18 protein-coding genes and 1 tRNA gene are annotated in these 24,302 nt (G+C 73.9%); 9 read left to right on the top strand and 10 right to left on the bottom strand.

The window, feature by feature from the left end; translation table 11 throughout:
* Positions 1-30 precede the first annotated feature (30 nt).
* Positions 31-174: a hypothetical protein gene (locus tag ACZ50K_RS11155; RefSeq protein WP_468900597.1), complete on the top strand. Its 144-nt coding sequence runs from the start codon at positions 31-33 to the stop codon at positions 172-174.
* Between the two features lie 207 nt (positions 175-381).
* Positions 382-1,542 (top strand): aminotransferase class V-fold PLP-dependent enzyme, encoded by a 1,161-nt coding sequence (locus tag ACZ50K_RS11160; protein WP_468900599.1) that lies wholly within the window; start codon positions 382-384, stop codon positions 1,540-1,542.
* Positions 1,543-1,587: 45 nt separating this feature from the next.
* Here the strand turns inward: ACZ50K_RS11160 and cobF are convergent, their stop codons facing one another.
* Entirely contained in the window at positions 1,588-2,340 is a 753-nt protein-coding gene (cobF, locus tag ACZ50K_RS11165; protein ID WP_468900602.1) for a precorrin-6A synthase (deacetylating), read from the bottom strand.
* 18 nt (positions 2,341-2,358) lie between these two features.
* Between cobF and ACZ50K_RS11170 the strand changes: the two genes are divergently transcribed.
* The 4 genes from ACZ50K_RS11170 to ACZ50K_RS11185 all read left to right on the top strand — a co-directional run bounded on the left by ACZ50K_RS11170 (position 2,359) and on the right by ACZ50K_RS11185 (position 5,822).
* Positions 2,359-3,114, top strand: a complete 756-nt coding sequence (locus tag ACZ50K_RS11170) for a (Fe-S)-binding protein (protein WP_468900605.1) — start codon at positions 2,359-2,361, stop codon at positions 3,112-3,114.
* 107 nt (positions 3,115-3,221) lie between these two features.
* Positions 3,222-4,694 carry a lactate utilization protein B gene (locus tag ACZ50K_RS11175; RefSeq protein WP_468901176.1) on the top strand — a complete coding sequence of 491 codons (1,473 nt, stop codon included), beginning with the start codon at positions 3,222-3,224 and terminating at the stop codon, positions 4,692-4,694.
* The gene (locus ACZ50K_RS11180; RefSeq protein ID WP_468900608.1) at positions 4,691-5,425 is read left to right on the top strand and encodes a LutC/YkgG family protein; all 735 of its coding nucleotides are present in this window, start codon (positions 4,691-4,693) and stop codon (positions 5,423-5,425) included. The genes ACZ50K_RS11175 and ACZ50K_RS11180 overlap by 4 nt, the downstream gene beginning before the upstream one ends.
* 4 nt (positions 5,426-5,429) lie before the next feature.
* Positions 5,430-5,822 carry a VOC family protein gene (locus ACZ50K_RS11185; RefSeq protein WP_468900610.1) on the top strand — a complete coding sequence of 131 codons (393 nt, stop codon included), beginning with the start codon at positions 5,430-5,432 and terminating at the stop codon, positions 5,820-5,822.
* Positions 5,823-6,070: 248 nt separating this feature from the next.
* Here ACZ50K_RS11185 and ACZ50K_RS11190 read toward each other — a convergent pair whose 3' ends face one another.
* The gene (locus ACZ50K_RS11190) at positions 6,071-6,589 is read right to left on the bottom strand and encodes a DUF309 domain-containing protein (protein ID WP_468900613.1); all 519 of its coding nucleotides are present in this window, start codon (positions 6,587-6,589) and stop codon (positions 6,071-6,073) included.
* 104 nt (positions 6,590-6,693) lie between these two features.
* Between ACZ50K_RS11190 and ACZ50K_RS11195 the strand changes: the two genes are divergently transcribed.
* Together ACZ50K_RS11195 and recQ are read left to right on the top strand one after the other, a co-directional pair.
* Positions 6,694-6,767, top strand: a tRNA-Pro gene (locus tag ACZ50K_RS11195).
* Between the two features lie 180 nt (positions 6,768-6,947).
* Positions 6,948-9,056 carry a DNA helicase RecQ gene (gene recQ, locus ACZ50K_RS11200; RefSeq protein ID WP_468900614.1) on the top strand — a complete coding sequence of 703 codons (2,109 nt, stop codon included), beginning with the start codon at positions 6,948-6,950 and terminating at the stop codon, positions 9,054-9,056.
* Between the two features lie 38 nt (positions 9,057-9,094).
* On the opposite strand, the gene ACZ50K_RS11205 is transcribed toward recQ, so the two are convergent.
* From ACZ50K_RS11205 to ACZ50K_RS11220, 4 genes are all read right to left on the bottom strand, one after another.
* Positions 9,095-10,519, bottom strand: a complete 1,425-nt coding sequence (locus tag ACZ50K_RS11205; RefSeq protein ID WP_468900617.1) for a GH1 family beta-glucosidase — start codon at positions 10,517-10,519, stop codon at positions 9,095-9,097.
* 114 nt (positions 10,520-10,633) lie between these two features.
* Positions 10,634-11,545 carry a carbohydrate ABC transporter permease gene (locus tag ACZ50K_RS11210; protein ID WP_468900618.1) on the bottom strand — a complete coding sequence of 304 codons (912 nt, stop codon included), beginning with the start codon at positions 11,543-11,545 and terminating at the stop codon, positions 10,634-10,636.
* Positions 11,542-12,537 (bottom strand): carbohydrate ABC transporter permease, encoded by a 996-nt coding sequence (locus ACZ50K_RS11215; RefSeq protein ID WP_468900621.1) that lies wholly within the window; start codon positions 12,535-12,537, stop codon positions 11,542-11,544. Before ACZ50K_RS11215 ends, ACZ50K_RS11210 begins: the two co-directional genes overlap by 4 nt.
* Before the next feature lie 2,193 nt (positions 12,538-14,730).
* A complete protein-coding gene (locus tag ACZ50K_RS11220) occupies positions 14,731-16,047 on the bottom strand; it encodes an ABC transporter substrate-binding protein (protein ID WP_468900624.1) in 1,317 nt (438 codons plus the stop codon).
* Between the two features lie 257 nt (positions 16,048-16,304).
* Between ACZ50K_RS11220 and ACZ50K_RS11225 the strand changes: the two genes are divergently transcribed.
* Positions 16,305-19,118: a glycosyl hydrolase gene (locus ACZ50K_RS11225; protein WP_468900626.1), complete on the top strand. Its 2,814-nt coding sequence runs from the start codon at positions 16,305-16,307 to the stop codon at positions 19,116-19,118.
* Positions 19,119-19,156: 38 nt separating this feature from the next.
* Here the strand turns inward: ACZ50K_RS11225 and ACZ50K_RS11230 are convergent, their stop codons facing one another.
* From ACZ50K_RS11230 to ACZ50K_RS11245, 4 genes are all read right to left on the bottom strand, one after another.
* Positions 19,157-20,182, bottom strand: a complete 1,026-nt coding sequence (locus ACZ50K_RS11230; protein WP_468900629.1) for a LacI family DNA-binding transcriptional regulator — start codon at positions 20,180-20,182, stop codon at positions 19,157-19,159.
* A gap of 110 nt (positions 20,183-20,292) precedes the next feature.
* Complete coding sequence (locus ACZ50K_RS11235; protein ID WP_468901179.1) at positions 20,293-22,794, bottom strand: DUF4118 domain-containing protein; 2,502 nt, start codon at positions 22,792-22,794, stop codon at positions 20,293-20,295.
* 16 nt (positions 22,795-22,810) lie between these two features.
* The gene (locus ACZ50K_RS11240) at positions 22,811-23,494 is read right to left on the bottom strand and encodes a response regulator (RefSeq protein ID WP_468900631.1); all 684 of its coding nucleotides are present in this window, start codon (positions 23,492-23,494) and stop codon (positions 22,811-22,813) included.
* 89 nt (positions 23,495-23,583) lie between these two features.
* The gene (locus ACZ50K_RS11245; protein WP_468900633.1) at positions 23,584-24,300 is read right to left on the bottom strand and encodes a potassium-transporting ATPase subunit C; all 717 of its coding nucleotides are present in this window, start codon (positions 24,298-24,300) and stop codon (positions 23,584-23,586) included.
* Between the last annotated feature and the right edge of the window lie 2 nt (positions 24,301-24,302).

A 24,302-nucleotide genomic window follows, 5' to 3' on the forward strand; every position in this document is an offset into this window, starting at 1 on the left:
CTCGCCGAGCCTCGTGGGAGGGCCGCCGCCGTGACATCCGTCGACGCCGTCGAAACCGCGACCGAATACCTGGAACGCCGGGACTGGAGGGTCAACGCCAACGCCAACCAGGGCTACTCGCTCGACGGCCTGATCCTCGACGCCGCCGGCAAGATCACCGCCAACTACCGCTGAGCTGACCGGGGAACGGCCCGCCTGCCCCGACTGCGGCAAGGAGTGCGAGGTGTGGACCCGGGTGATGGGCCGCGGGGCCATGCGCGCCCCGCGCTGACGGCCGCCGAGGACCGGGGTTCCGGAGCGGGCGGGAGTGGGAGAAGCTAGCCGCGGGCCGAACGCCCGTTCCCGCTCACCGTCCCGCTCCCCACCCCGGAGGCCCGTACCGTGATCAGCCCACTGACCGCCGAAGCCGAGCTCCCTCCCGGTGAGTTCCCCGGAGGCCCCGGTCTCTTCCGGCTCGCCCCGGAGGTCAGCCACCTCAACCACGGCTCCTTCGGCGCGGTCCCGCTGCCCGTCCAGGAGGCGCAGGCCACCCTCCACCGGGAGGCCCACGCCGACCCCGACGCCTTCTTCATCGCCGCCCCCGACCGGGTCGCCGCCGCCCGCACCCGGATCGCCGGCCGGCTGGGCACCGACCCGGACGGCCTGGCCTTCGTCGCCAACGCCACCGAGGCCGCCCAGCTCTCGCTGCGCGCCGTCCAACTCCCGCCCCGCGCCGACATCCTGGTCACCGACCACGGCTACGGCACGGTGGTCGCGGCCGCCGCCCGGCTGGCCCCGCTCACCACCGCCGTCCTCGACCCCGAACTCCCCGACGAGGACGCCGTCCGCGAGGCCGTCCTGGCCGCCCTCACCCCCCGCACCCGGATCGCGCTCCTCGACCAGATCAGCTCGCCCACCGCCCGCACCATCGCCTCCCCGCGGCTGCTCGCCGACCTCGCCGAACGCGGGGTCACCACCGTGGTGGACGGCGCCCACGCCCCCGGGATGCTCGCCGACCCGCTCGCCGGACGGGCCGACTTCTGGTTCGGGAACCTCCACAAGTGGGGCTACGCCCCGCCCGGCAGCGCCCTCCTCGCGGTGGCCCCCGCCCACCGCCCGAACGTCACCGCGCCGGTCCGCTCCTGGGAGGACCACCACGGCTTCCCGCGCGCCGTCGAGTACCGGGCCACCATCGACTACACGCCCTGGCTGGCCGCCCCCGAGGGCCTGGAGCTCCTCGAACGCCTCGACGCGGCCAAGGTCCGCGCCCACAACGCCGCCCTCGCCGCCCACGGCGCCGCCGTGCTCGCCGAACTCCCCGGCGTCCGGCCGCTCCCGTACACCGAGGGCCTCGCCATGCGCGCGCTGCGGCTGCCGCCCGGCATCGCCGAGAACCCGCAGGCCTCCGCCGCCCTCCGCGAGGACATCGCCGCCCGCCACCGGATCAGGGTCCAGGTGTTCCCCTGGCCGGGCGGCGGCGGCATCCGGGTCAGCGGCCAGATCTACAACCGCCCCGAGGAGTACGAGCGCCTGGCCACGGTCCTCCGCGGCTACCTGGGGTGACCCCGGGGGTCCGTGGCCGGGCCGGGCCGGCCGGCCGCGGCGGGCTCAGTCGCGCCGCAGCAGATAGGTGTCCATGATCCAGCCCTTGCGGGCCCGCGCCTCGGTCCGCAGCTCCTCGATCCGCCCGGACACCTCGGCCAGCCGTCCCTGGACCAGGATCTCGTCCGGGGTGCCCACATAGGCGCCCCAGTAGATGTACAGGTCCTGGTCCAGGTGGCGGGTGAAAGCGTGCCGGGCGTCCAGCATCACCACCACGTCGTCCACCTCCGCCGGCCAGCCCTCCGCCAGCCGCCGCCCGGTGGTGATCTGCACCGGGCGGCCCACCCGGTTCAGGTTCGTCCGGTGTCTGGCCAGCAGCGCCGACACACTGCTGATGCCCGGGACCACCCGGTGCTCGAAGGCCACCCGGCCCCGCTCCAGCACCTCGTCCAGGATCGCCAGGGTCGAGTCGTACAGGGAGGGGTCGCCCCACACCAGGAAGGCGCCCGTCTCGCCCTCCGCGAGGTCCTCGTCGATGAACCGCTCGAAGATCTCGGCCCGCGCGCTGCGCCAACCGTCCACGGTCGGCGCGTAACGCTCCGGAGTCCGGTCCCGGTCCGGGTCCCGGCCCTCCACCAGCCGGTGGCCCGGCCGGGCGTGCGCCTCCAGCATGGCGCGCCGCAGCCCGGTCAGGTCCGACTTCTCCTCGCCCTTCTCCAGGATGAGGAAGGCGTCCGCCGCGCCGATCGCCTTCACCGCCTGGAGGGTGAGGTGGTCCGGGTCGCCCGCGCCTATGCCGATCACTGAGAAGTTCTTCACCCGGCTATTCTGCCGGTCATGCGCGCCGCCCTGTTCGTCACCTGCGTCAACGACGCGCTGTACCCCGGGACCGGGATCGCCGTGGTCCGGCTGCTGGAGCGGCTCGGGGTGACCGTGGACTTCCCCGCCGGGCAGAGCTGCTGCGGCCAGCCCCAGTACAACACCGGCTACCGGCACGAGGCCGAACCCCTGGTCCGCCGGACCGCCGAGGCCTTCACCGGACACACCCACGTGGTCACCCCCTCCGGCTCCTGCGCCGCCATGATCCGCGCGCACTACCCGCGGATCGCCCGGCTGGCCGCCGAGGAGGGCCGGGGCCCGGGACTGGCGGCCCGCGTCGACGAGCTCCTCCCCAAGGTGTACGAACTCACCGAGTTCCTGGTCGACGTCCTCGGAGTCACCGACGTCGGCGCCTACTTCCCGCACACCGTCACCTACCACCCCTCCTGCCACGGCGCCCGCACCCTGGGCCTCGGGGACCGGCCGCGCAGGCTGCTGGCCGCCGTCAAGGGCCTCGACCTGGTCGAGCTCCCCGGCGCCGAGGAGTGCTGCGGGTTCGGCGGCACCTTCGCCGTCAAGAACCCCGACGTGTCCGCCGCCATGGCCGCCGACAAGCTCCGGGCCGCCGCCGGAACCGGCGCCGAGGTGCTGTGCGGGGCGGACAACTCCTGCCTGGCCCATCTGGAGGGCACCCTCCGCCGCGAGGGCGGCCCGCTGCGCGCCCTGCACCTCGCGGAGATCCTCGCCGCCACCGAAGCGGAGCCCCTGCGGTGAGCGGGACCGAGGCGGTAGGCGCGGCCCCGGCCGGGGCCCCGGCCGGAGACGCGGCCCGGGCCGCGAACGCACCCGCCGCGGGCCATGGCCCCCAGGTGTTCGTCGGGATGCCCGCCTTCCCGGCCGCCGCCCGGGAGGCCGTACGCGACACGACCCTGCGTGCCAACCTCCGGCACGCCACCCACACCATCCGCGACAAGCGGGCCCGCGCGGTCGCCGAACTCGCCGACTGGGACCGGCTCCGGGAAGCCGGCAAGGCCGTCAAGGACCACACCCTCCGCCACCTCGCCCACTACCTGGAACAGCTGGAGACCGCCGTCACCGCGGCCGGCGGCACCGTCCACTGGGCGGCCGACGCCGCCGAGGCCAACGCCATCGTCACCGCCCTGGTCCGGGCCACCGGCGAAACCGAGGTGGTCAAGGTCAAATCCATGGCCACCCAGGAGATCGGCCTGAACGAAGCCCTGGCCGAGGCCGGGGTCACCGCCTACGAGACCGACCTCGCCGAACTCATCGTCCAGCTCGGCGACGACCGCCCCTCGCACATCCTGGTCCCCGCCATCCACCGCAACCGCGGCGAGATCCGCGAGATCTTCCGCGACCGGATGGCCGACTGGGGCCGCCCCGCTCCCGAAGGCCTCGACGACACCCCCGCCGCCCTCGCCGAAGCCGCCCGGCTGCACCTGCGGGAGAAGTTCCTGCGCGCCAGGGTCGGGATCTCCGGGGCCAACTTCATGGTCGCGGAGACCGGCACCCTGGTGGTCCTCGAATCCGAGGGCAACGGCCGGATGTGCCTGACCCTGCCCGAGACCCTCATCTCGGTGGTCGGCATCGAGAAGACCGTCCCCACCTTCCGCGACCTGGAGGTCTTCCTCCAGACCCTCCCCCGGTCCTCCACGGCCGAGCGGATGAACCCGTACACGACCATGTGGACCGGCACCACCGGGGACGACGGCCCCTCCGCCTTCCACCTGGTCCTCCTCGACAACGGCCGCACCGACACCCTCGCCGACGAGACCGGCCGGCAGGCCTTGCGCTGCATCCGCTGCTCCGCCTGCCTCAACGTCTGCCCCGTCTACGAACGGGCCGGCGGCCACGCCTACGGCTCCGTCTACCCGGGCCCGATCGGCGCCATCCTCAGCCCCCAACTCCGCGGCACCGGGAGCGAGATCGACGCCTCCCTGCCGTACGCCTCCACCCTGTGCGGGGCCTGCTACGAGGTCTGCCCGGTTGCCATCGACATCCCCGAGGTGCTGGTCCACCTCCGGGAACGGGTGGCCCAGGGCGGCCCGGCCACCCGCGAGGGCGTCCGGGTCCGGCTCCGCCCCGCCAAGGGGCACGCGGCGGAACGCGCCGCCATGCGGACCTCCCGGCTGCTGCTCGACCGGCCGGGCGCGCTGCGCGCCGCGATGCGGATCCTGGCCCGGACCCGGCACCTCGGCCGGCTCCGCCCGCACCGACTCCCCGGCCGCACCGGCCGCGCCTGGACGGACACCCGCGAACTCCCCGCCGTCCCGGCCGAATCCTTCCGCGACTGGTGGGCCCGGGAACGGGCCGGAGAAGGGCAGATCCCGAAATGACCCCGACCACCGAACCGATGCCCGAACCGAGCGACGCACGGACGGGCGAACCGCCGAGTCCGCCGACGGGCTCCCCGACGGAGGTCGAGGGCGCCGGCAAGCACCGCATCCTGTCCCGGATCCGTCGCGCCGTCCCCGACCCGGGCCCGCGCCGCCCCGGGGCGGACGTCCCGCGCGACTACCTCACCACCCACGCCGAACGCACCCCGGCCGAGCGGACCGACCTGCTGGCCACCCACCTCGCCGAATACCGGGCGAAGGTCCACCGCACCGACGAGTCCGGTCTCCCCGGCCTGCTCGCCCGGCTGCTCGCCGAACGCGACGCACGGACCGTCCTGGTCCCCTCGGCCCTGCCCCCGCACTGGCTCGCGGCCACCGACGCCACACCCGTCCCCGACCGGGCCGCCGACACCCCCGCCGAACTGGACCGGGTCGACAGCGTGGTCACCGGCTGCGCCCTGGCCATCGCCGAGACCGGCACCATCGTGCTGGACGGCGGGCCCGACCAGGGGCGGCGGCGCATCACCCTGATCCCCGACCACCACGTCTGCGTGGTCCGGGTGCCCGACCAGGTGGTGGACTCCCTCCCGCGGGCCCTGCCGCTGCTGGACCCCACCCGCCCGCTCACCTGGATCTCCGGACCCTCCGCCACCAGCGACATCGAACTGGACCGGGTGGAAGGCGTCCACGGCCCCCGCACCCTGGACGTGGTCCTGCTCCGCGCACAATAGGGCCATGCCCTCCCACATCGCCCTCACGGCGCTCCTCGTCCGCGACTACGACGAGGCCATCGACTTCTACACCCGGGCCCTCGGCTTCGACCTCGCCGAGGACACCCCCCGCCCCGACGGCTCCCGCTGGGTCGTGGTCCGCCCGCCCGGCGCCAAGGTGTCCGCCCTGCTGCTGGCCCGAGCCAAGGACGAGGCCCAGCGCGCCCGGGTGGGCGACCAGACCGGCGGCCGGGTCGGCTTCTTCCTCCACACGGACGACTTCACCCGCGACCACGCCCGCATGACGGCCGAGGGAGTCCACTTCCGCGAGGCCCCCCGTCACGAACCGTACGGCTCGGTGGCCGTCTTCGAAGACCTCTACGGCAACACCTGGGACCTCCTCCAACCGACCACCTGACCCCCGGCCGGGGGCCCGGCCGCAACCCGCGGCGCAGCCGGCCCCGCCGCAGGGGCGACGACCCGCGGCCGGGACCCGGGGCCCGGCCATCGGCCGACCCGGGCCCGCAGGCCGCCCCCCCGCCCGCTGCGGCGGCCGTCCCGCCGCCCGGGTGGCGGCCCGCCCGGGCCTGTCACACCGCCCGGCGCCCTACCCGGCCAGGCGGGCCGGGCTCTGCCGGGCGTGCCCACCCGCCCTGGTGGCGGGCGCTAGGCGCCTCCATTGGCCTGGCGCGGCCCGGTGAGCCGGGGGGCCTCGCGGGCCGCGTCGATCGGTTCGCCGGACTCCACCCGCCGGGCCAAGGCCCCGGCCCAGCGGACCAGCTCGCCGAGGTCGAGCCCGTACGGCTCGGGGGCCGCGCCCCCGGCCACCGGTCCCGGAAGTTCCGCCAGGGCCCCGGCCCCGCGCCGCAGCAACCTGGCGCCGCCCACCGTGTTCCCGCGCGCCGAGTGCGTCAGGCCCACCGCCAGCTGGGCAAGGGCCCGCCACAGCCCGGCCTCGCCGGCCGGTCCGGACTTCCAGGCGTCCTCGAACACCTCGTGCGCATGGAACGGCATCCCCGCGTCCAGCAGCCGCTGTGCCTCCCGCACGGTCTCCGCCGGAGCCCGCACCACCCCTTCGGGCTGCCGCTCCACCCCGGCGGACCCGTACGGCAGCGGCCGCCCCAGCCCGTCCCGGGGCCGCGCGTTCCGAGCCCGCCCCTCCACGTCCCGATCCCGTCCGTCCATCCCGTCATCCTGCCCGGCCCGTCACCGATGCGTGGGCACCCCTCGGCGTGGGGTAATGTTCTTCATGCACCGCCACCCGGGGTAACAACCGGGTGACAGAGCATCGGGACGTGGCGCAGCTTGGTAGCGCACTTGACTGGGGGTCAAGGGGTCGCAGGTTCAAATCCTGTCGTCCCGACTCGAAAGAGTCGTCAGTGGCAGGCCGTCTTCTCATCAACGAGAAGGCGGCCTGTTCTGCGTGACCGGCACGGTCCGGTCGGCTGTCGTGACCGCCGCGGCCGGGGTGGCCGGCGTGGCCCGGGCGGTCGGCGTGGCCGGATGGGCTCGGGGTGTCGGTGGGCGACGTTAGGCTTTTGAGATGGCCCTTCCGGACGCTTCCCCCGTCTCCTCCGAGACCTCTGACGCGCTGAGCGTGCTCCACCGCGTGTTCGGCTACAGCTCCTTCCGCGGCGAGCAGCAGGAGATCATCGAGCAGGTCGTCGGTGGTGGCGACGCGCTCGTGCTGATGCCGACCGGTGGCGGCAAGTCGCTGTGCTACCAGATCCCCGCGCTGGTCAGAGAGGGCACCGGGGTCGTGATCTCCCCGCTGATCGCGCTGATGCAGGACCAGGTGGACGCGCTGACCGCGCTCGGGGTGCGGGCCGGGTTCCTCAATTCCTCCCAGGATCCGTACCAGCGGCAGGCCGTCGAGCAGGCCTTCCTCGCCGATGAGCTCGACCTGCTCTACCTGGCCCCCGAGCGGCTGCGGACCGAGGGCACTCAGCGGCTGCTGGACCGGGGCAGGGTGTCGCTGTTCGCGATCGACGAGGCGCACTGTGTCGCCCAGTGGGGCCACGACTTCCGGCCCGACTACCTCGCGCTGTCCATGCTGCACGAGCGTTGGCCCAAGGTTCCCCGGATCGCGCTGACCGCCACGGCCACCGAGGCGACCCACGCCGAGATCGCCGGCCGGCTCGGGCTGACCGAGGCCCGGCACTTCGTCGCCAGCTTCGACCGGCCGAACATCCAGTACCGCATCGTCGGGAAGAACAACCCGCTCAAGCAGCTGCTGGAGCTCATCCGGACCGAGCACGCCGGGGACGCCGGGGTCGTCTACTGCCTGTCCCGGTCCTCGGTGGAGAAGACCGCCGCCTTCCTGGTCGAGCAGGGCATCGACGCCGTCGGCTACCACGCCGGCATGGACGCCCGGACCCGGGCCGCGAACCAGTCGCGGTTCCTGCGGGAGGACGGGGTCGTGGTGGTGGCCACCATCGCCTTCGGCATGGGCATCGACAAGCCGGACGTGCGGTTCGTCGCCCATCTCGACCTGCCGAAGTCCGTCGAGGGCTACTACCAGGAGACCGGCCGGGCCGGCCGTGACGGGGAGCCGGCGACGGCCTGGCTGGCGTACGGCCTCCAGGACGTCGTCCAGCAGCGCAAGATGATCGAGGGCTCGGAAGGAGACGAGGCGCACCGCCGCTCGCTGGCCGCGCACCTCGACTCCATGCTGGCGCTGTGCGAGACCGTCGGCTGCCGCCGGGTCCGGCTGCTCGCGTACTTCGGGCAGACCGGCGAGGCCTGCGGCAACTGCGACACCTGTCTGACCCCGGCCGAGTCCTGGGACGGGACGGTCGCGGCGCAGAAGCTGCTGTCCACGGTGTGGCGGCTGGCCAAGGAGCGCCGCCAGAAGTTCGGCGCCGGTCAGATCATCGACATCCTCCAGGGCAAGAAGACCGCCAAGGTCATCCAGTTCGACCATGACGGGCTGTCCGTGTTCGGTGTCGGCGCCGATCTGGGCACGGCCGAATGGCGTTCGGTGGTCCGCCAGCTCCTGGCCCAGGGGCTGCTCGCCGTGGAGGGGGACTACGGCACCCTGGTGCTGACGGAGGCCAGCGGCGAGGTCCTGGGCGGCCGCCGCCAGGTCCCGATGCGCAAGGAGGCGGCCCCGGCCGCCGCCGCCCGTAAGGAGTCCGGGTCCCGTTCCGGGAAGGGGTCCAAGGTCCCGGTCGACCTGCCGGCGTCCGCCGTTCCGGTCTTCGAGGCGCTGCGGGCCTGGCGGGCCGCGACGGCGCGGGAGCAGGGCGTACCGGCGTACGTGGTGTTCCACGACGCCACCCTGAGGGAGATCGCGACCCGCTTCCCCGGCACCGTCGAGGAGCTGGGCACGGTGGGCGGGGTCGGCGAGGCCAAGCTCGGGAAGTACGGGCAGGGGGTCCTCGACACGCTGGCCGAGTGCGAGGCTCCCGGCGCGGACGCCGACGCGAACGCGGATGCGGGGGCGGCCGCGGACACGGGTGCCGGTGCGGGCGCGGACACGGGTGCCGGTACGGGCGGTGCGGGCGGTGGGTCCGCGCCCGCCGCGGCGAAGGCCCCGGCGGCCCGCGCCGCCGCCGCGCCGGAGCGGGCGCGGGCGCGGGTCGACGAGGTGCCGCCGGAGGAGCCTCCGTACGACCTGGACGAGGAACCGCCCTGGGACGACTGGGAGTAGGCCGGACTTGTGCTGCCGCCCTGGCCGGGCGGCAGCGGTCAGCCCTCGTCCAGGGTGCCGCCGGCGACCAGGGCCGCGTACCAGTGCGCGCTGTCCTTGAAGGTGCGGCGCTGGGTCGCGAAGTCCACGTGGACGATCCCGAACCGCTTGCTGTAGCCGTACGACCACTCGAAGTTGTCCAGCAGCGACCACAGGAAGTAGCCGCGCACGTCCACCCCCGCCGCCATGGCGCGGTGTACGGCGGTCAGGTGCTCCCGGAGGTACGCCACCCGCTCGGGGTCCTTCACCCGGCCCGAGGGGTCGGCGTAGTCCTCGTACGCCGCACCGTTCTCGGTGATCACCAGGGGCGTGTCCGGGAGTTCGTCGCGCAGCCGCACCAGGAGTTCGTACAGGCCGTCCGCGTCCACCGGCCAGTCCATCGCCGTGCGCGGCCCGGCGACCGGCAGGAAGCGGACATGGCGTTCCGCGCCCGCCCAGGGGGAGGCCTCCCCGGCGCCGCCCGCGTCGCCGCCGTCCGCGCCGCCGCCGGCGACCAGGGTGGGGGAGTAGTAGTTGATGCCCAGCGAGTCGATCGGCGCGGACGCCGTCCGCAGGTCGCCGTCCTGCACGAACGACCAGTCGGTGACCCCGGCGGTGTCCCGGACCAGGTCCTCCGGGAGGCGCCCGTGGAAGACCGGGTCGAGGAAGACGCGGTTGCCGACCGCATCGATCCGGCGTGCCGCGTCCTGGTCCGCCGGGGCGGTCGAAAGGGCGCGTACGGCATGGAGGTTGAGGGTCAGGGACACCTCCGCCGAGGAGGGGACGGCCGCCCGTACGGCACCGACCGCGAGCCCGTGCGCCAGGTTCAGGTGGTGGGCCGCGCGCAGCGAGTCCCGGGCGCTGGTGCGGCCGGGGGCGTGCACCCCGTTGCCGTAGCCGAGGAAGGCCGTGCACCAGGGCTCGTTGAGGGTGATCCAGGTGGTGACCCGGTCGCCGAGCGCACCGGCGGTGATCGCGGCGTACTCGGCGAACCGGTGGGCGGTCTCCCGCTCCGGCCAGCCGCCCGCGTCCTCCAGCTCCTGCGGGAGGTCCCAGTGGTAGAGCGTGGCCACCGGGCGGATGCCGGCCGCCAGCAGGTCGTCGCAGAGCCGGCGGTAGAAGTCCAGCCCGCGCTGCTGGGCGGGGCCGCGGCCGGTGGGCTGGACCCGGGGCCAGGCGACCGAGAAGCGGTAGTCGGACACGCCGAGACGGCGCATCAGTTCGATGTCCTCGGCCACCCGGTGGTAGTGGTCCGCGGCGATGTCCCCGGTGTCGCCGTTGCGGACCTTGCCGGGGGTGCGGCTGAACGTGTCCCAGATGGACGGGGTGCGGCCGTCCTCGGCCGCGGCGCCCTCGATCTGGTAGGCGGCGGTTGCGGTGCCCCAGCGGAAACCCGCCGGAAAGCGGAGCACCGTCTTCTCGGGGCGTGCGTCGAGCGCGGTCATAGGGCTGTGACTCCCGTGGTGAGAGGCCGGTTGGGGTAGGGGGTGGGTCTGGGTGGCCGGGTGGCCGGGTGGCCGGGTGGTCGTACGGTCGTGGGGTCGTGCGTGGGGGCCGGGTCAGCCCTTGACGGCGCCCTGCATGATCCCGCCGACGATCTGGCGGCCCAGGAGGCCGAAGACCAGGAGCACGGGGAGGGTGCCGAGGAGGGTGCCGGCCATGATCACGGACTGGTCGTGGACATAGCCGCCGCCGAGCTGGCGCAGGGCGACCTGCACGGTCGGTTCGGAGGAGGTGAGGGCGATGACCGGCCAGAAGAAGTCGTTCCAGGCGGCCATGAAGGTCAGCAGTCCGAGCACCGCCATACCGGGGCGGGCCACCGGCACCACGATCGACCAGAAGATCCGGGCGGTGGACGCGCCGTCGACCCGGGCCGCCTCGATCAGTTCGTCGGGCAGCGACTGGATCAGGTACTGGCGCATGAAGAACACGCCGAAGGCGGAGACCAGGCCGGGCAGGATGACGGACTGGAGCTGATTCACCCAGCCCAGCTCGGCGATCAGCATGAACAGGGGGATCACCCCCAGCTGCGGTGGGATCATCATCATGCCCACGGTGAGGGCGAGGAGCGCGCCCCGGCCGCGGAAGCGGAGTTTGGCGAAGGCGAATCCGGCGAGGGTGCAGGAGAGCACGGTGCCGACGGTGATCGATCCGGAGACCAGCAGGGAGTTCAGCAGGGCCTTGCCGATGTCCGCCTCCTCCACGACCGCCTCGAAGTTGCGGATCAGGTTCGGTCCGGGAAGCAGGGTCGGGGGGACCTTGGCCAGTTCCGAGTTGGAGCGGCTGGCCGCGACGAGGGTCCAGTAGAAGGGGAAGGCGGAGACGAGGACGGCCACGCCGAGGATCAGATAGCTGAGCGCTCCGCCGCGCAGGGTGCCGCCGGCCCGCGAACGGCGGCGGCGGGTGCTGCGGGGCGGGGCCGGCGGGGTGGCGGCGGGGGCCGGGGCGGGAGCGGGGGCGTGGGTGGTCATCGGCCGGCCTCCTTGCGTGAACGGCGGCGGAGGAAAAGGGCGTTGGCGCCCACCAGCAGCAGGATGAGCAGGAACATCACCCAGGCGATCGCGGCGGCCCGGCCGAGGTGGAAGAAGCCCCAGCCCTGCTCGTACATGTAGAGGCCGAGGGTCTGGTACTGGTGCGAGATGCCGCCCGAGATCGACCCTTCGAAGAGGAGCGGTTCGCCGAAGAGCTGGGTGGCGCCGATGGTGGACACGACGACGGTGAAGAGGATGGTGGGGCGCAGGCCCGGCAGGGTGACGTGGAAGAACTGCCCCCAGCGCGAGGCCCCGTCCACCTCGGCCGCCTCGTACAGCTCGTGCGGGATGGACTGCATGCCGGCCAGGTAGATCAGCGCGTTGTAGCCGGTCCAGCGCCAGACCACGATGGACGACACGGCGACCTGCGAGGCGAGCGTGCCGGACTGCCAGTCGACCGGGTCGATGCCGACCAGGCCGAGGGCCTGGTTGACCAGCCCGAAGTCCCGGCCGTAGAGCTGGGCGAAGACGAGGGTGGCGGCGGCCACCGAGGTGGCGTACGGGAGGAGCATCGCGGTCCGCAGGAAGGTGCGGCCGCGCAGCCGGTGGTTCAGCAGATGGGCCAGCCCGAGGGCCATCACCAGCTGGGGGACGGTGGACAGCACCCCGATGGTGAAGGTGTTGCGCAGGGACAGCCAGAAGAACTCGTCGCCGAGCAGCGCCGTGTAGTTGTCCAGGCCGCGCCATTCCATGTCGCCGGGGTTCTGGAGCTCGACGCGGTAGAGGGAGACGAAGGCCGTGTAGAGGAGCGGGAAGAGGCCGAAGGCGGCGAAGAGGGTGAAGAACGGCGCGATGTAGGCGTACGGGGAGAGCCTCCGCCAGAGGCGGCCGAGGCCCGGGCGCGACGGCGCGGACTTCGCCACCCCGACGGGCCCGGGCGACCCGGGCGGTCCGGGCGGCTCGGCCGGTGCGGTGGGAACGGTGAGGGTCACGCTACGGCCCTTCGGGGGAGTGATGGTCCGGAGCCACCGCCGTGGCCACGGCGGGGGCTGGGGGCGGGGTGGGGTGGGGCGGGGTTCGGGGCGGGTGGTGGGTGGTCGGGGCGGATGATGCGCGGTGACGGGCGGTGGCCCGGGGCCGGCTGGTTGTGGCCGGTAGGCCGATGGCTGTGAGGGGACGGGTCGGGGTGGTGGGGGCCCGGGAGTGGCCGAGTGGCGGGTCGGGGTCCGGCCGCAGGCGCCGGCCCGTCCCCGCCCACCGGTGTTGGACAGGCCTTCGGCCCGCTCCACGGCCGAGCTCCGGGCCGGGTGGCTTGGCCTCGGGCCCCGGTCGGAACCGGCCCAGCCGTCACCCGAGGCACCCCGAGCCCTGCCCGGCTCCCGCCGAGCTGTGGGCCATGGCCGTGGCCCTGATCACGGGCTCCGGCCCGCCCCGGCCGGAGCCGGTGGCCTGGCCGAAGTCCGGGCCACCGGCCGTGGCCCCGCTGAGCCCCCGGCCTGGGCCGGCGGCTGAGCACCAGCCGCAGCCAAGGGCCCGGGCTCGGGCCACCGGCTGTAGCCGTGGGGCTGGCCGCAGCCTGTGCCTTGGGCCCCGGCCGTAGCCGGGCCGAGCCCCGGCCGGAGCCGCGGGCCCGGCCGCAGCCAGGGTCCGGGGCCTCGGTTCGGGCCTTGGCCATCGGCCGGGGCCGCTGCCGCTGCCGATGGCCAAGGCCCCGGCTGCGGGCCTCGGCTCCGCCTCGGGTTTCGCCAGGGCCACCGGCCCGGCCGTAAGCCCGGCCGTAGCCGAAACTCCAGCCCCGGCCACCGGCCGTAGCCGTGGCCAGGCTGCGCCATGGCCCCCGGCCCGCTGGCTGGCCGGAACCCCGACGGGCCGGGCCTGTGGCCCGGCTTGGCCGCCGACCGGGCCAACGGCCCGGCCCGTCGGCCGGAACCCCTGCCGCAGCCAAGGGCCTGGCCGCTGGCCACAGGCCCAGCCGCCGGCCGAGCCTCGGCCGTGGCCAACGGCCTGGCCAGCCCCAGGCCGAGCCTTGGCCGCAGCCACGGGCCAGAGGCCCGGCCGAAACCCTGGCCGCAGCCGCGGCCGCAGCCGCAGGCCAGCTGCGGGCCAGCTGCGGGCCAGCGGCCCGGCCACTGGCCGTCCCCCCGGATGGGGCCGAGGGTCCGGCCCGGCCGTCGGTCGATCCCCGGCCGCAGCCGCGGGCCACCGGCCCGGACGAAACCCCTGCCGTTGCCAGGGGCCTGGCCGCGGGCCACTGGCCGTAGCCGCATGCCCGGCTGAGACCCCCCGGCCAGGTGGTCGGGCGACCACCGGCCGTCGGCCGAGCCCCAGCCGAGCTCCGGCCGTCGGCCGGGCTCCGGCCGCCTGCGGGCACGGGGCCTCTGGCCGTGGCCTTCCGGCTGGCGCCGGAGGCCCGGCCGAGGCTCGGCCGCAGCCAAGGTCCCGGCTGGAGCCGGAGCCCTGGCCTGCCTGCGGCCATGGGGCTCGGGCCGGACCGTCGGCCGCTGGCTTGGCCGGGGTGGCCGCAGCCCAGGCCGGGGCCCCGGCCGTAGCCTTCCGGCTGGCGCCGGAGGCCCGGCCGAGGCTCGGCCGCAGCCAAGGTCCCGGCTGGAGCCGAAGGCCCGGCCTGCCTGCGGCCATGGGGTCTCCGACCCCGGCCACCGGCCGTAGCCTCCCGGCTGGAGCCGGAGCCCTGGCCTGCCTGCGGCCATGGGGCTCGGGCCCGACCGTCGGCCGCTGGCCTGGCCGGGGCGGCCGCAGCCCAGGCCGGGGCCCCGGCCGTGGCCTTCCGGCTGGCGCCGGAGGCCCGGCCGAGGCTCGGCCGCAGCCAAGGTCCCGGCCGAAGCCGAAGGCCCGGCCTGCCTGCGGCCATGGGGTCTCCGACCCCGGCCACCGGCCGTAGCCTCCCGGCTGGAGCCGGAGCCCCGGCCTGCCTGCGGCCATGGGGCTCGGGCCCGACCGTCGGCCGCTGGCCTGGCCGGGGCGGCCGCAGCCCAGGCCGGGGCCCCGGCCGAGGCTCGGCCGCAGCAAGGTCCCGGCTGGAGCCGAAGGCCCGGCCCGCCTGCGGCCATGGGGTCTCCGGCCCGGCCACCGGCCGGAGCTGTGGCCCCGGCCGAGCCGCGACGCCGAGCCCTGGTGCCGGCCGAGGCCTGGCTTCGGCCGCCGGGCGTCGGGTTGGTCATGGTGCGTCAGCCGATCGTGTTGGCCACGCCCTTCTTCGCGTTGGACCACGCCTTGTCCGGGGACGTGCCCTTGCGTTCGATCTCGCTCAGGGCGTTGGTGATCTGCTGGGCGATGTTCTGGTCGTGGACGCCGAGGACCTGGACCGGGGCCTCCTTGGCCGCCTCGCCGAAGATCTTGCCGATCGGGGCGTTCGAGAAGTACGGGTCGGTGGCCGCGGCGACCTTCTCGATCGCGCCGGTGGCGGACGGGAAGTTGCCCTGCTTCTCGAAGAGCCTGGCCTGCTGTTCGGGGGCGGTCAGCCAGGAGATCAGTTCGTACGCCTCCTTCTTGTTCTTGGCCGTCTTCGGGACGGCCAGGTACGAGCCGCCCCAGTTGCCCGCGCCCCCGGGCAGCCGGGCCACGTCCCACTTGCCCTTGCCCGCGTCGCCCGCCTGACCCTTGATGTAGCCGAGCATCCAGGCCGGGCACGGCAGGGTGGCGAAGGAGCCGGCGGCGAACGCCTGGTTCCACTGCGGGGACCACTGGTCGAGCTTGGCGCTCAGCCCGTCCTGGGCCGCCCGCACGGAGGTGTCCCAAGCGGCGCGCAGCGCCGGGTTGTTCTCCCATATCAGGTCTCCGGCGGCGTTGTAGTACCGCTCCTTCTCCTGCCCGATCACGATCGAGTAGAGGCTGCCCACGCTGTCGATCCAGGCGCTCTTGCCGGTGGCCTTGGCCTTGTACTCCTTGCCCAGGGCCAGATAGCCGTCCCAGGTCGACCACTTGCGGGCGAGTTCCTCGCGGTCGGTGGGCAGTCCGGCCTGCCGGAACAGGTCGGTGCGGTAGCACATGGCCTCCGGGCCGACGTCCGTGCCGAGCGCCAGGACCTGGCCGCCGCCGGCCACCGCGGCGGCCCATTTGGCCGCGGCGAAGCGGTCCTTGAGGGAATCGGCGCCGTATGTGCGCAGGTCCTCGAACTTGTCCGACTGCTGCTGGGCCACGGACGCCATCCGGCCCACCTCGATGCCCTGGACGTCCGCGAGGCCGCCCCCGCCGGCCAACCGGGTCTGGAGGGACTTCCAGTAGTCGGCCTCGTCCTCGGTGTCGGTCTGCTTGATGCTCACGCCCGGGTGGAGCTTCTCGTACTCGGCGTAGAGCCCGGCCTCCTTGTAGCCGAAGGAGCCGAACAGGTCCACGGTCAGGGTGACCTTGTCCCCGGACCCGCCGCCGGGGGATGAGGCGTCGTCCGACGACCCTCCGCAGGCGGCGAGCAGCGCCCCGGTGAGCGCGAGCGCCCCCAGTCGGACGACGGCTCTCTTGGCGGTGGCGGCTCGGGCAGCGGGCATGAAGGGCCTCCCTTGGCTCAGGGTCCGGCGAGAGCCTCTGAGAGCGCTCTCAAGCATGGGTTGGAGCGTGCCCGTCCACTCGCCACCCGTCAAGAGGTGAACACGTGGTGGCTGGGATCGAGGCACAACTGCGCTCCTCGTTCGATGTATTGACAGTTCCCTCGGGCGAGCTTTACGTTTCCGGCCGTCTGAGAGCGCTCTCTGGGCTCCCCCGTGAACTCCCCGCTCCGGTCTCCCCCCGACATGAGGTGCCGCCCATGCCACCCCCACCCGCGCGCAAACGGCCCGCCGCCAAGCCGGTCCTGGCCTCCGCCCTCTCCTGTGCTCTGGCCCTCGCGGGCCTCACCGGCCTCGCCGGGCTGGCCGCTGCCCCCGCCGCGGCCGCCACCGTCCCGGTGGGTTCCGGGAGTTACTCCGACTCCCGGCCCGCCGGAACCTCCGGCCCCACCACCAACACCGGGGCCCCGGTGCGGCCCAAGGTCACCCCGGCGGCCCAGGGCCGGCCGGTGCCCACCAACGACTGGTGGTCCTCGCTGGCCTTCCAACGCTACGGCGACAACCCCTGGTCCACCCCCATGTACGGGCATCCGCTCACCTACCAGGCGGTGGCCGGCGGCCTGGAGATCGGCTACCCGACCGCCCCGGCCGTGGTCGGCGACGGCCGGCAGTACGAGTACGCGCACAAACGCGACCTCACCCTCGGTCTGGGCGGCCTGAACTCGCCCGACACCAAGGCGGACTCCTGGTCCGACTGGACCGTCACCCCGTACTGGTCCGACGGCGCCCGCACCCTGCGCACCACCATCGGCCACGGCCTCCCCTTCGTGTACGCCAAGGGCTCCGGCGGCAACGCCCAGATCACCACGGCGACCCCGCCCGCCGTCTTCGCCGACCAGGGCAACGTCCTCGGCATCACCGTGGCCGGCCACCACTACGCGCTGTTCTCGCCCACCGGCACCGACTGGAACGTCTCCGGCAGCACCATCTCCACCGGGCTGGGCGGCAAGGACTACTTCTCGGTCGCCGTGCTGCCCTCCACCGACGCGCTGGCCACCTTCCGCAAGTACGCCTTCAGCTTCGTCACCGGCTCCACCGTCACCTGGTCCTCCACCGGGGGCACCGTCGGCGCCTCCTACGCGCTGACCACGGCCGCCCAGGAGGGCACCGAACGGGGCACCCTCCAGGCCCTCTACCGGCACCAGTGGCTGCACACCGCGGACCCGCTCACCCCGTACACGTACGTCTCCCCGCGCGGCACCATGAAGGTCCGCGAGGGCACCTCCTTCCGGACGAGCCAGAAGGCGGCCCCGGTGCTGCCGGCGCTGCCCCGGACCCCGGCCGTGGACACGGCCCGGCTGCGCGGCCACCTCAACGAGGTGGCCGACTCCGCCGATCCGTTCGCCGGGGCCGTCGACACCTACTGGACCGGCAAGGCCCTCGGAAAGCTCGCCCAACTCGCCCCGATCGCCGACCAGATCGGCGAGACCGCGGTCCGCGACAAGCTCCTCGGACTGCTCAAGGGGCGCCTCCAGGAGTGGTTCACCGCGGGCGGACCCACCGAGTTCTCCTACGACCGGGACTGGAAGACCCTCACCGGCTACCCGGCCTCCTACGGCAGCGACACCGAGCTCAACGACCACCACTTCCACTACGGCTACTACGTCTACGCCGCCGCGATCGTCGCCCAGTACGACCCGGCCTGGGCCGCCGACTCCGCCTGGGGCGGCATGGTGAAGACCCTCATCCGGGACACCGCCAACCCCAGCCGGACCGACAGCGCCTTCCCGTTCCTGCGCGGCTTCGACGTGTACGCCGGCCACAGCTGGGCCTCCGGGCACCAGGGGTTCGCCGCCGGCAACAACCAGGAGTCCTCCTCGGAGTCCACCAACCTGAGCGCCGCCCTGGTCCTGTGGGGCTCCGCGACCGGGGACACCGGGCTCCGCGACCTCGGCTCCTATCTGCTGGCCACCGAGGGCGAGGCGATCAACCAGTACTGGTTCGACGCCGACCAGCAGGTCTTCCCCGGCTCCTTCGGCCATGACACGGTCGGCATGGTCTGGGGCAGCGGCGGCGCCTACGCCACCTGGTGGACCGCCAACCCCGAGGAGATCCACGGCATCAACGTGCTCCCCGTCACCGGCGGCTCCCTCCAGCTCGGCGCCCGCAAGGACGCCGTCCGCCGCAACCTGGCCGAGATGGAACGGGAGAACGGCGGCCCGGCCGTCGAATGGCGGGACCTGCTCTGGGAGTTCCAGTCGCTCGCCGATCCGGCGGTCGCCAAGGGACGCTGGGACGCGGGCCACGCCTCGTACACCCCCGAGGCCGGGGAGTCGAAGGCCCACACCTACCACTGGCTGACCACCCTCGACGCGCTCGGCGCCCCCGACCCCTCGGTGACCGGTTCGCTGCCCACCTCGGCGGTGTTCACCAAGGGCACCACCCGCACCTACGCCGCCCACAACCACGGGTCCACGGCCCGGACGGTCACCTTCTCCGACGGGGCCACCCTGACCGTGCCCGCCCGCTCCACCGCCACCGGCACCGGAACCGGTGGTCCCGGCCCGGATCCGGACCCCGATCCCGACCCGCCGACCGGCAACACCTTCCGGCTGCGGACCGGCGGCGCCCTCAGCACCGCCGCGGCCGGCCCGGAGGCCGTGGACACCGTTCCCTCGGCCGGCGGCGGCAACCACGACGGCACCCCCAACCGCCCGCTGGTGTACGAGGCACGGGGCGTCAACGGCACCCTCCGGCCCGGCGCGGCCACCGCCTTCCGGCTCCCGGTGGACGCGGGCACGGCGGTCGCCCTCGGTCAGCAGGCCCGGATCAGCTACGACCTCACCGGGGACGGCACCTTCGACCGGACGGAGACCTACCACTACTTCGCCACCGACCCGGTCACCGGCTGGGAGGACTACACGCAGGCCCGCGGCCTGAAGTCGGCCACCGGAACCCTGGGCGACCTCCGGGGCGGCACCGTCCGGCTGGAGGTGTGGAGCGCCATCGGCAACGCCGACGGGCGGCTCCGGACCGGCACCGACCAGTCGGTGGTGGTCATCCCGTACGGCTGACCCGTACGGCCGTACGCCCGCGCGGCGCGCCCCGGAGCTCAGGCGGAGGCGCGCCGCACCAGGGTGGTCGGGGTGATCACCGAGGCGACGGGGTCGCCCGCGGCGCCGTCCAGCAGCCGCATCAGCAGCCGCACCATCAGCCGGCCCATGCCCTCCACGTCCTGCCGGACGGTGGTGAGGGCGGGGTCGGTCCCGTCCACCACCGAGGCCATGTCGTCGAAGCCGACCACCGCCACGTCCTCCGGGACCCGCAGTCCCCGCTCGGCCAGGGTGCGCAGGGCCCCCGCGGCCATCAGGTCGTTGGCGACGAACACCCCGTCCACCTCCGGCCGCCGGTCCAGCAGTTCCGCCATGGCGCGGGCGCCGCTGTCCTGGGTGAACGCCCCCTGGCACAGCAGGGCGGGATCGGCGTCCGGCAGCACGTCCCGGTAGCCTCCGAGCCGGTCGAGGGCGGAGGTCTGGTCGCCGGGTCCGGCGATGTGGGCGATGGTGCGGCAGCCCCGGGACACCAGGTGCCGGACCGCGTCCCGAGCGCCGCCGCGGTTGTCGCAGTCGACGAAGGGCACGGCCGAGGCGGTGGCGACGGCGGGCCGTCCGCCGAACACCAGCGGCACCCGGGGGTGTCCGATCAGGACGGACAGCTGGTCGTCGGTGTGCAGGGAGAGGGCCAGGGCCCCGTCCACGTGCCCGCCGCCGAGGAACCGGGCGATCCGGGTGCTGTCGCCGGGGCCCTCCACCCACAGCAGGACCGGCTGGGTGTCGTGGGCGGCCAGTTCGCGGCTGATCCCGCGCACCTGCTGTCCGAAGAAGGGGTCCGAGAAGATCCGGAACTCCGGCTCCGCGATGATCACGGCCACCGCGCCGTTCCGCCGGGTGACCAGCGAGCGGGCCGCCTGGTTGGGGACGTAGCCGAGTTCCTCGACGGCCCGGCGCACCTTCTCCGCCAGCGCGTCGCGTACGCCCGCCCCGCCGTTGACCACCCGTGAGACGGTGGCGCGGGACACCCCGGCACGGGCCGCGACGGCTTCCAGCGTCGGGCGGAGCCCGGTGATCTGCTCGGGCAAGGGAACCTCCCGCTGGGCCGGTGGGCCTGCTGCTCGGACGCCGGTCAGCATATCCGTGGCCGGCCGTGGGATGAGAGCGCTCCCAGATTTCCGCCCGGTGCCCCGCCCCTCTACTCCGGGGCGATGGGGAGGGTGAGGACCATGGTGAGGCCGCCGCCGGGGGTGTCCTCGGCGGTGAGGGTGCCGTCCATGGCTTCGAGGAACCCCTTGGCCACCGCGAGCCCGAGTCCGACCCCGGTGCCGGCGGGCGCGTCCCCGTGCCGTTGGAAGGGTTCGAATATCCGGTCCTTGGCCTCGTCGGGAACCCCGGGTCCGCGGTCGACCACCCGGAGTTCGAGGCGGTCGGCGAGGGAGCTGGCCGCGATGTGGACGGTCCGGCCGGGAGGGTTGTACTTGACGGCGTTCTCGACGATGTTGGCGACCGCCCGCTCCAGCAGGCCGCGGTCCACGGCGACCATGGGCAGGGTCTCGGGGATGTCGAGGGCGATGCTGTCGTCGGGGACCCCGGCCAGCGCCATCGGGACCACCTCGTCGAGGTCGGTGACCCGGATGAGGGGGACCACGGTGCCGGTCTGGAGCCGGGACATGTCGAGGAGGTTGCCGATGAGGTGGTCGAGGCGGTCGGCGCCGTCCTCGATGCCCTCCAGGAGGTCGCCCCGGTCCTCCTCGGACCAGGAGACGTCGGTGGAGCGCAGCGAGGTGACGGCCACCTTGATGCCGGCCAGCGGGGTGCGCAGGTCGTGGCTGACGGCGGCGAGGAGCGCGGTGCGGATCTGGTTGCCCTCGATCAGGCGCCGGGCCTCCTCGGCCTCGTCGACCAGCCGCTGACGGTCGAGGACGACCGCCGCCTGGGCGGCGAAGGCGCCGAGCACCCGGCGGTCCTCGGCGGGCAGCACCCGGCCGGTCAGGGCGAGGGCCATGTTCTCGCCGATGGGCATGTCCACATCGGCGTCCTCGGGGCGGGCGGCCGGGTCGCGGCCGGTGCTGCCCGCGGTGGTCCACGGTTCGACCTCCGCGCCGCGCTCCAGGAGGGCCACGGACTCCATGGCGAAGGTCTCGCGGACGCGTTCCAGCAGGGCGGGCAGGGCGGTCTCGCCGCGCAGGATGCTGCCGGCGAGGAAGGAGAGGATCTCGGACTCGGCGCGCAGCCGCGCGGCCTGGTGGGTGCGGCGGGCGGCCAGGTCGACCACGGAGGCCACGGAGACGGCCACCCCGACGAAGATCGCGATGGCGACGATGTTCTTGGGGTCGGAGATGGTCAGCTGATGGAGCGGCGGGGTGAAGTAGTAGTTCAGCAGCAGGGATCCGAAGGCCGCCGAGGCGAGGGCGGGCAGGAGGCCGCCGAGCAGGGCGGCGGCCACCGTGCAGGTGAGGAACAGCAGCATGTCGTTGGCCAGACCCAGATCGGGCACGACCAGGTTGAGCAGTACGGTGAGCAGGGCGGGTCCGGCGAGGCCGCTGAGCCAACCCCAGGCGACCCGGAGCCGGCCCAGCCGTGCGCCGCGCGCGACCGGCAGTCCGCGGCCCTTGGCGGCCTCGTCGTGGGTGACGATGTGCACGTCGAGGTCGGGTCCGGACTCGCGGGCCACGGTGCCGCTGACCCCGGGGCTGAGGACGGACTGCCAGGAGCGGCGGCGGCTGACGCCGAGGACGATCTGGGTGGCGTTGACGCCGCGGGCGAATTCGAGGAGGGCGTCGGGGACGTCGTCGCCGATGACGTGGTGGAAGGTGCCGCCGAGGTCCTCGGCGAGGGTGCGCTGGACCGCGAGTTCCTTGGGGGAGGCGGCGGTCAGGCCGTCGCTGCGGGCGATGTAGACGGCGAGGACCTCGCCGCCGGAGCCCTTCTCGGCGAGCCGGGCGGCCCGCCGGATGAGGGTGCGGCCCTCGGGGCCCCCGGTGATGCCGACGACGATGCGTTCGCGGGCCTGCCAGGTGGCGCGGATGTCGTGTTCGCCGCGGTACTCCCGGAGGTACTCGTCGACCCGGTCGGCGACCCAGAGCAGGGCGAGTTCGCGCAGGGCGGTGAGGTTTCCGGGACGGAAGTAGTTGGAGAGGGCGGCGTCGACCTTGTCGGGCTGGTAGATGTTCCCGTGGGCCATGCGGCGGCGCAGGGCCTGGGGGGACATGTCGACGAGCTCGATCTGGTCGGCGCGGCGCACCACCTCGTCGGGGACGGTCTCGCGCTGCCGGACCCCGGTGATGGTCTCGACGACGTCGCCGAGGGATTCCAGGTGCTGGATGTTGACGGTGGAGACCACGTCGATGCCGGCCCGCAGGAGTTCCTCGACGTCCTGCCAGCGCTTGGTGTTGCGCGAGCCGGGGACGTTGGTGTGGGCGAGTTCGTCCACCAGCGCGACGGCCGGCCTGCGGGCCAGGACCGCGTCCACGTCCATCTCGGTGAACGTGGAGCCCCGGTGGTCGAGTTCGCGCCGCCCGATCTGCTCCAGGCCGTGCAGCATCACCTCGGTGCGGGGCCGGCCGTGGTGCTCGACGAAGGCGACGACGGCGTCGGTGCCGCGCTCCACCCTGCGGTGGCCCTCCGACAGCATGGCGTAGGTCTTGCCGACGCCGGGGGCCGAGCCCAGATAGATGCGGAACTTGCCGCGTCCCAGTCCCATGGTGGTGGCGTCATCCCTCGAAGCGGTAGCCCATGCCGGGCTCGGTGATCAGATAGCGGGGGTGGGAGGGGTCGGCCTCCAGTTTGCGGCGCAGCTGGGCCATGTAGACGCGGAGGTAGTTGGTGTTCTCGGAGTAGGTCGGCCCCCACACGTCGAGCAGCAGCCTCCGCTGGCTGATCAGCCGGCCGGGGTTGGTGATCAGGATCTCCAGGAGGTGCCACTCGGTGGGGGTGAGCCGGACGCTGCGGTCGTTCCGCCGGACCTTCTTCGCGACCAGGTCGACGGTGAAGTCCTCGGTGGTGACCACGGAGATCTCGTCGGCGGGCGCGGAGACCTCCCGGCGGCGGACGGCGGCCCGCAGCCGGGCGAGGAGTTCGTCCATGCTGAACGGCTTGGTGACGTAGTCGTCGGCGCCCGCGTCGAGGGCGCGGATCTTCTCTTCGGAGGTGTGCCGGGCGGAGAGGACGAGGATGGGCACGCCGCTCGTCTCCCGTACCGCCTTGATCACCTTGATGCCGTCCATGTCCGGCAGACCGAGGTCCAGCAGGATGACGCCCGGTCTGCGCGCGGCGGCCAGCCTCAGCGCGGTGGTTCCGTCGGGGGCGGTCTCCACCTCGAACTTCCGTGCCGTCAGGTTGATCCTGAGCGCGCGGACGAGCTGGACGTCGTCCTCCACCACCAGCACCTTGATCATCGGTGTGGGGCCTTCCTCTCGCGGATGTGGGTGGGTGCGGGCGGAGCCGGCGGGGTGCCGCCGGCTCCTGGCCCGCGCCGTGCGGGGTGTCAGTTCCCGGTGAGTGCCCTGAGGGCGGTGTTGAGTTCCAGGACGTTGACGCGGGGCTCGCCGATGAAGCCGAGGGTGCGGCCGGTGGTGTGGTCGGCGACCAGCTTCTCGACCTGCCGGACGTCGAGCCCGTTCCGCTCGGCGACGCGGTGGACCTGGAGTTCGGCGTAGGCGGGGGAGATGTGCGGGTCGAGGCCGGATCCGGAGGAGGTGACGGCGTCGGCGGGCACCCGGCCGGGCTCGACCCGGTAGGAGGGGGTGGAGTTGTCGGCGACGACGGCCGCCCTGGCGGCGAGCACCTGGGCGCAGAGGGTGCCCTCCTCGGACTTGTCGGTGCACGTGCCGTTGATGGCGCCGTTGTCGGCGGAGCGGTTGGTGGCGCCGGAGAGGATCAGCGAGTACCGGGTGTTGACGCTGTTGGCGCCCAGTCCGTTGGAGGGGCGGGGCTGGAACCACCTCAGGTCCGGCCGGACGGCCTCGGCGGCGTCGTCCGGATTCTTCCTGGGGAGGTCGTAGCGCTGCCCGATCAGGGAGGAGCCGACGACCTGGCCGCTCTTGTCCTTGATCTCGGAGCCGTTGGCCTTGTCGTGGAAGACGGCCTGGGCGACGCCGGTGACGGCGAGCGGGTAGAGGACCCCGCAGATCACGGTGAGGACGAGCAGGGCGCGCAGTCCGGCCCCGAGCAGCCGTGCGGTGTTGCGTACGGAGTTGTTCATGT

The sequence above is a fragment of the Streptomyces sp. NPDC033845 genome, assembly GCF_055576225.1.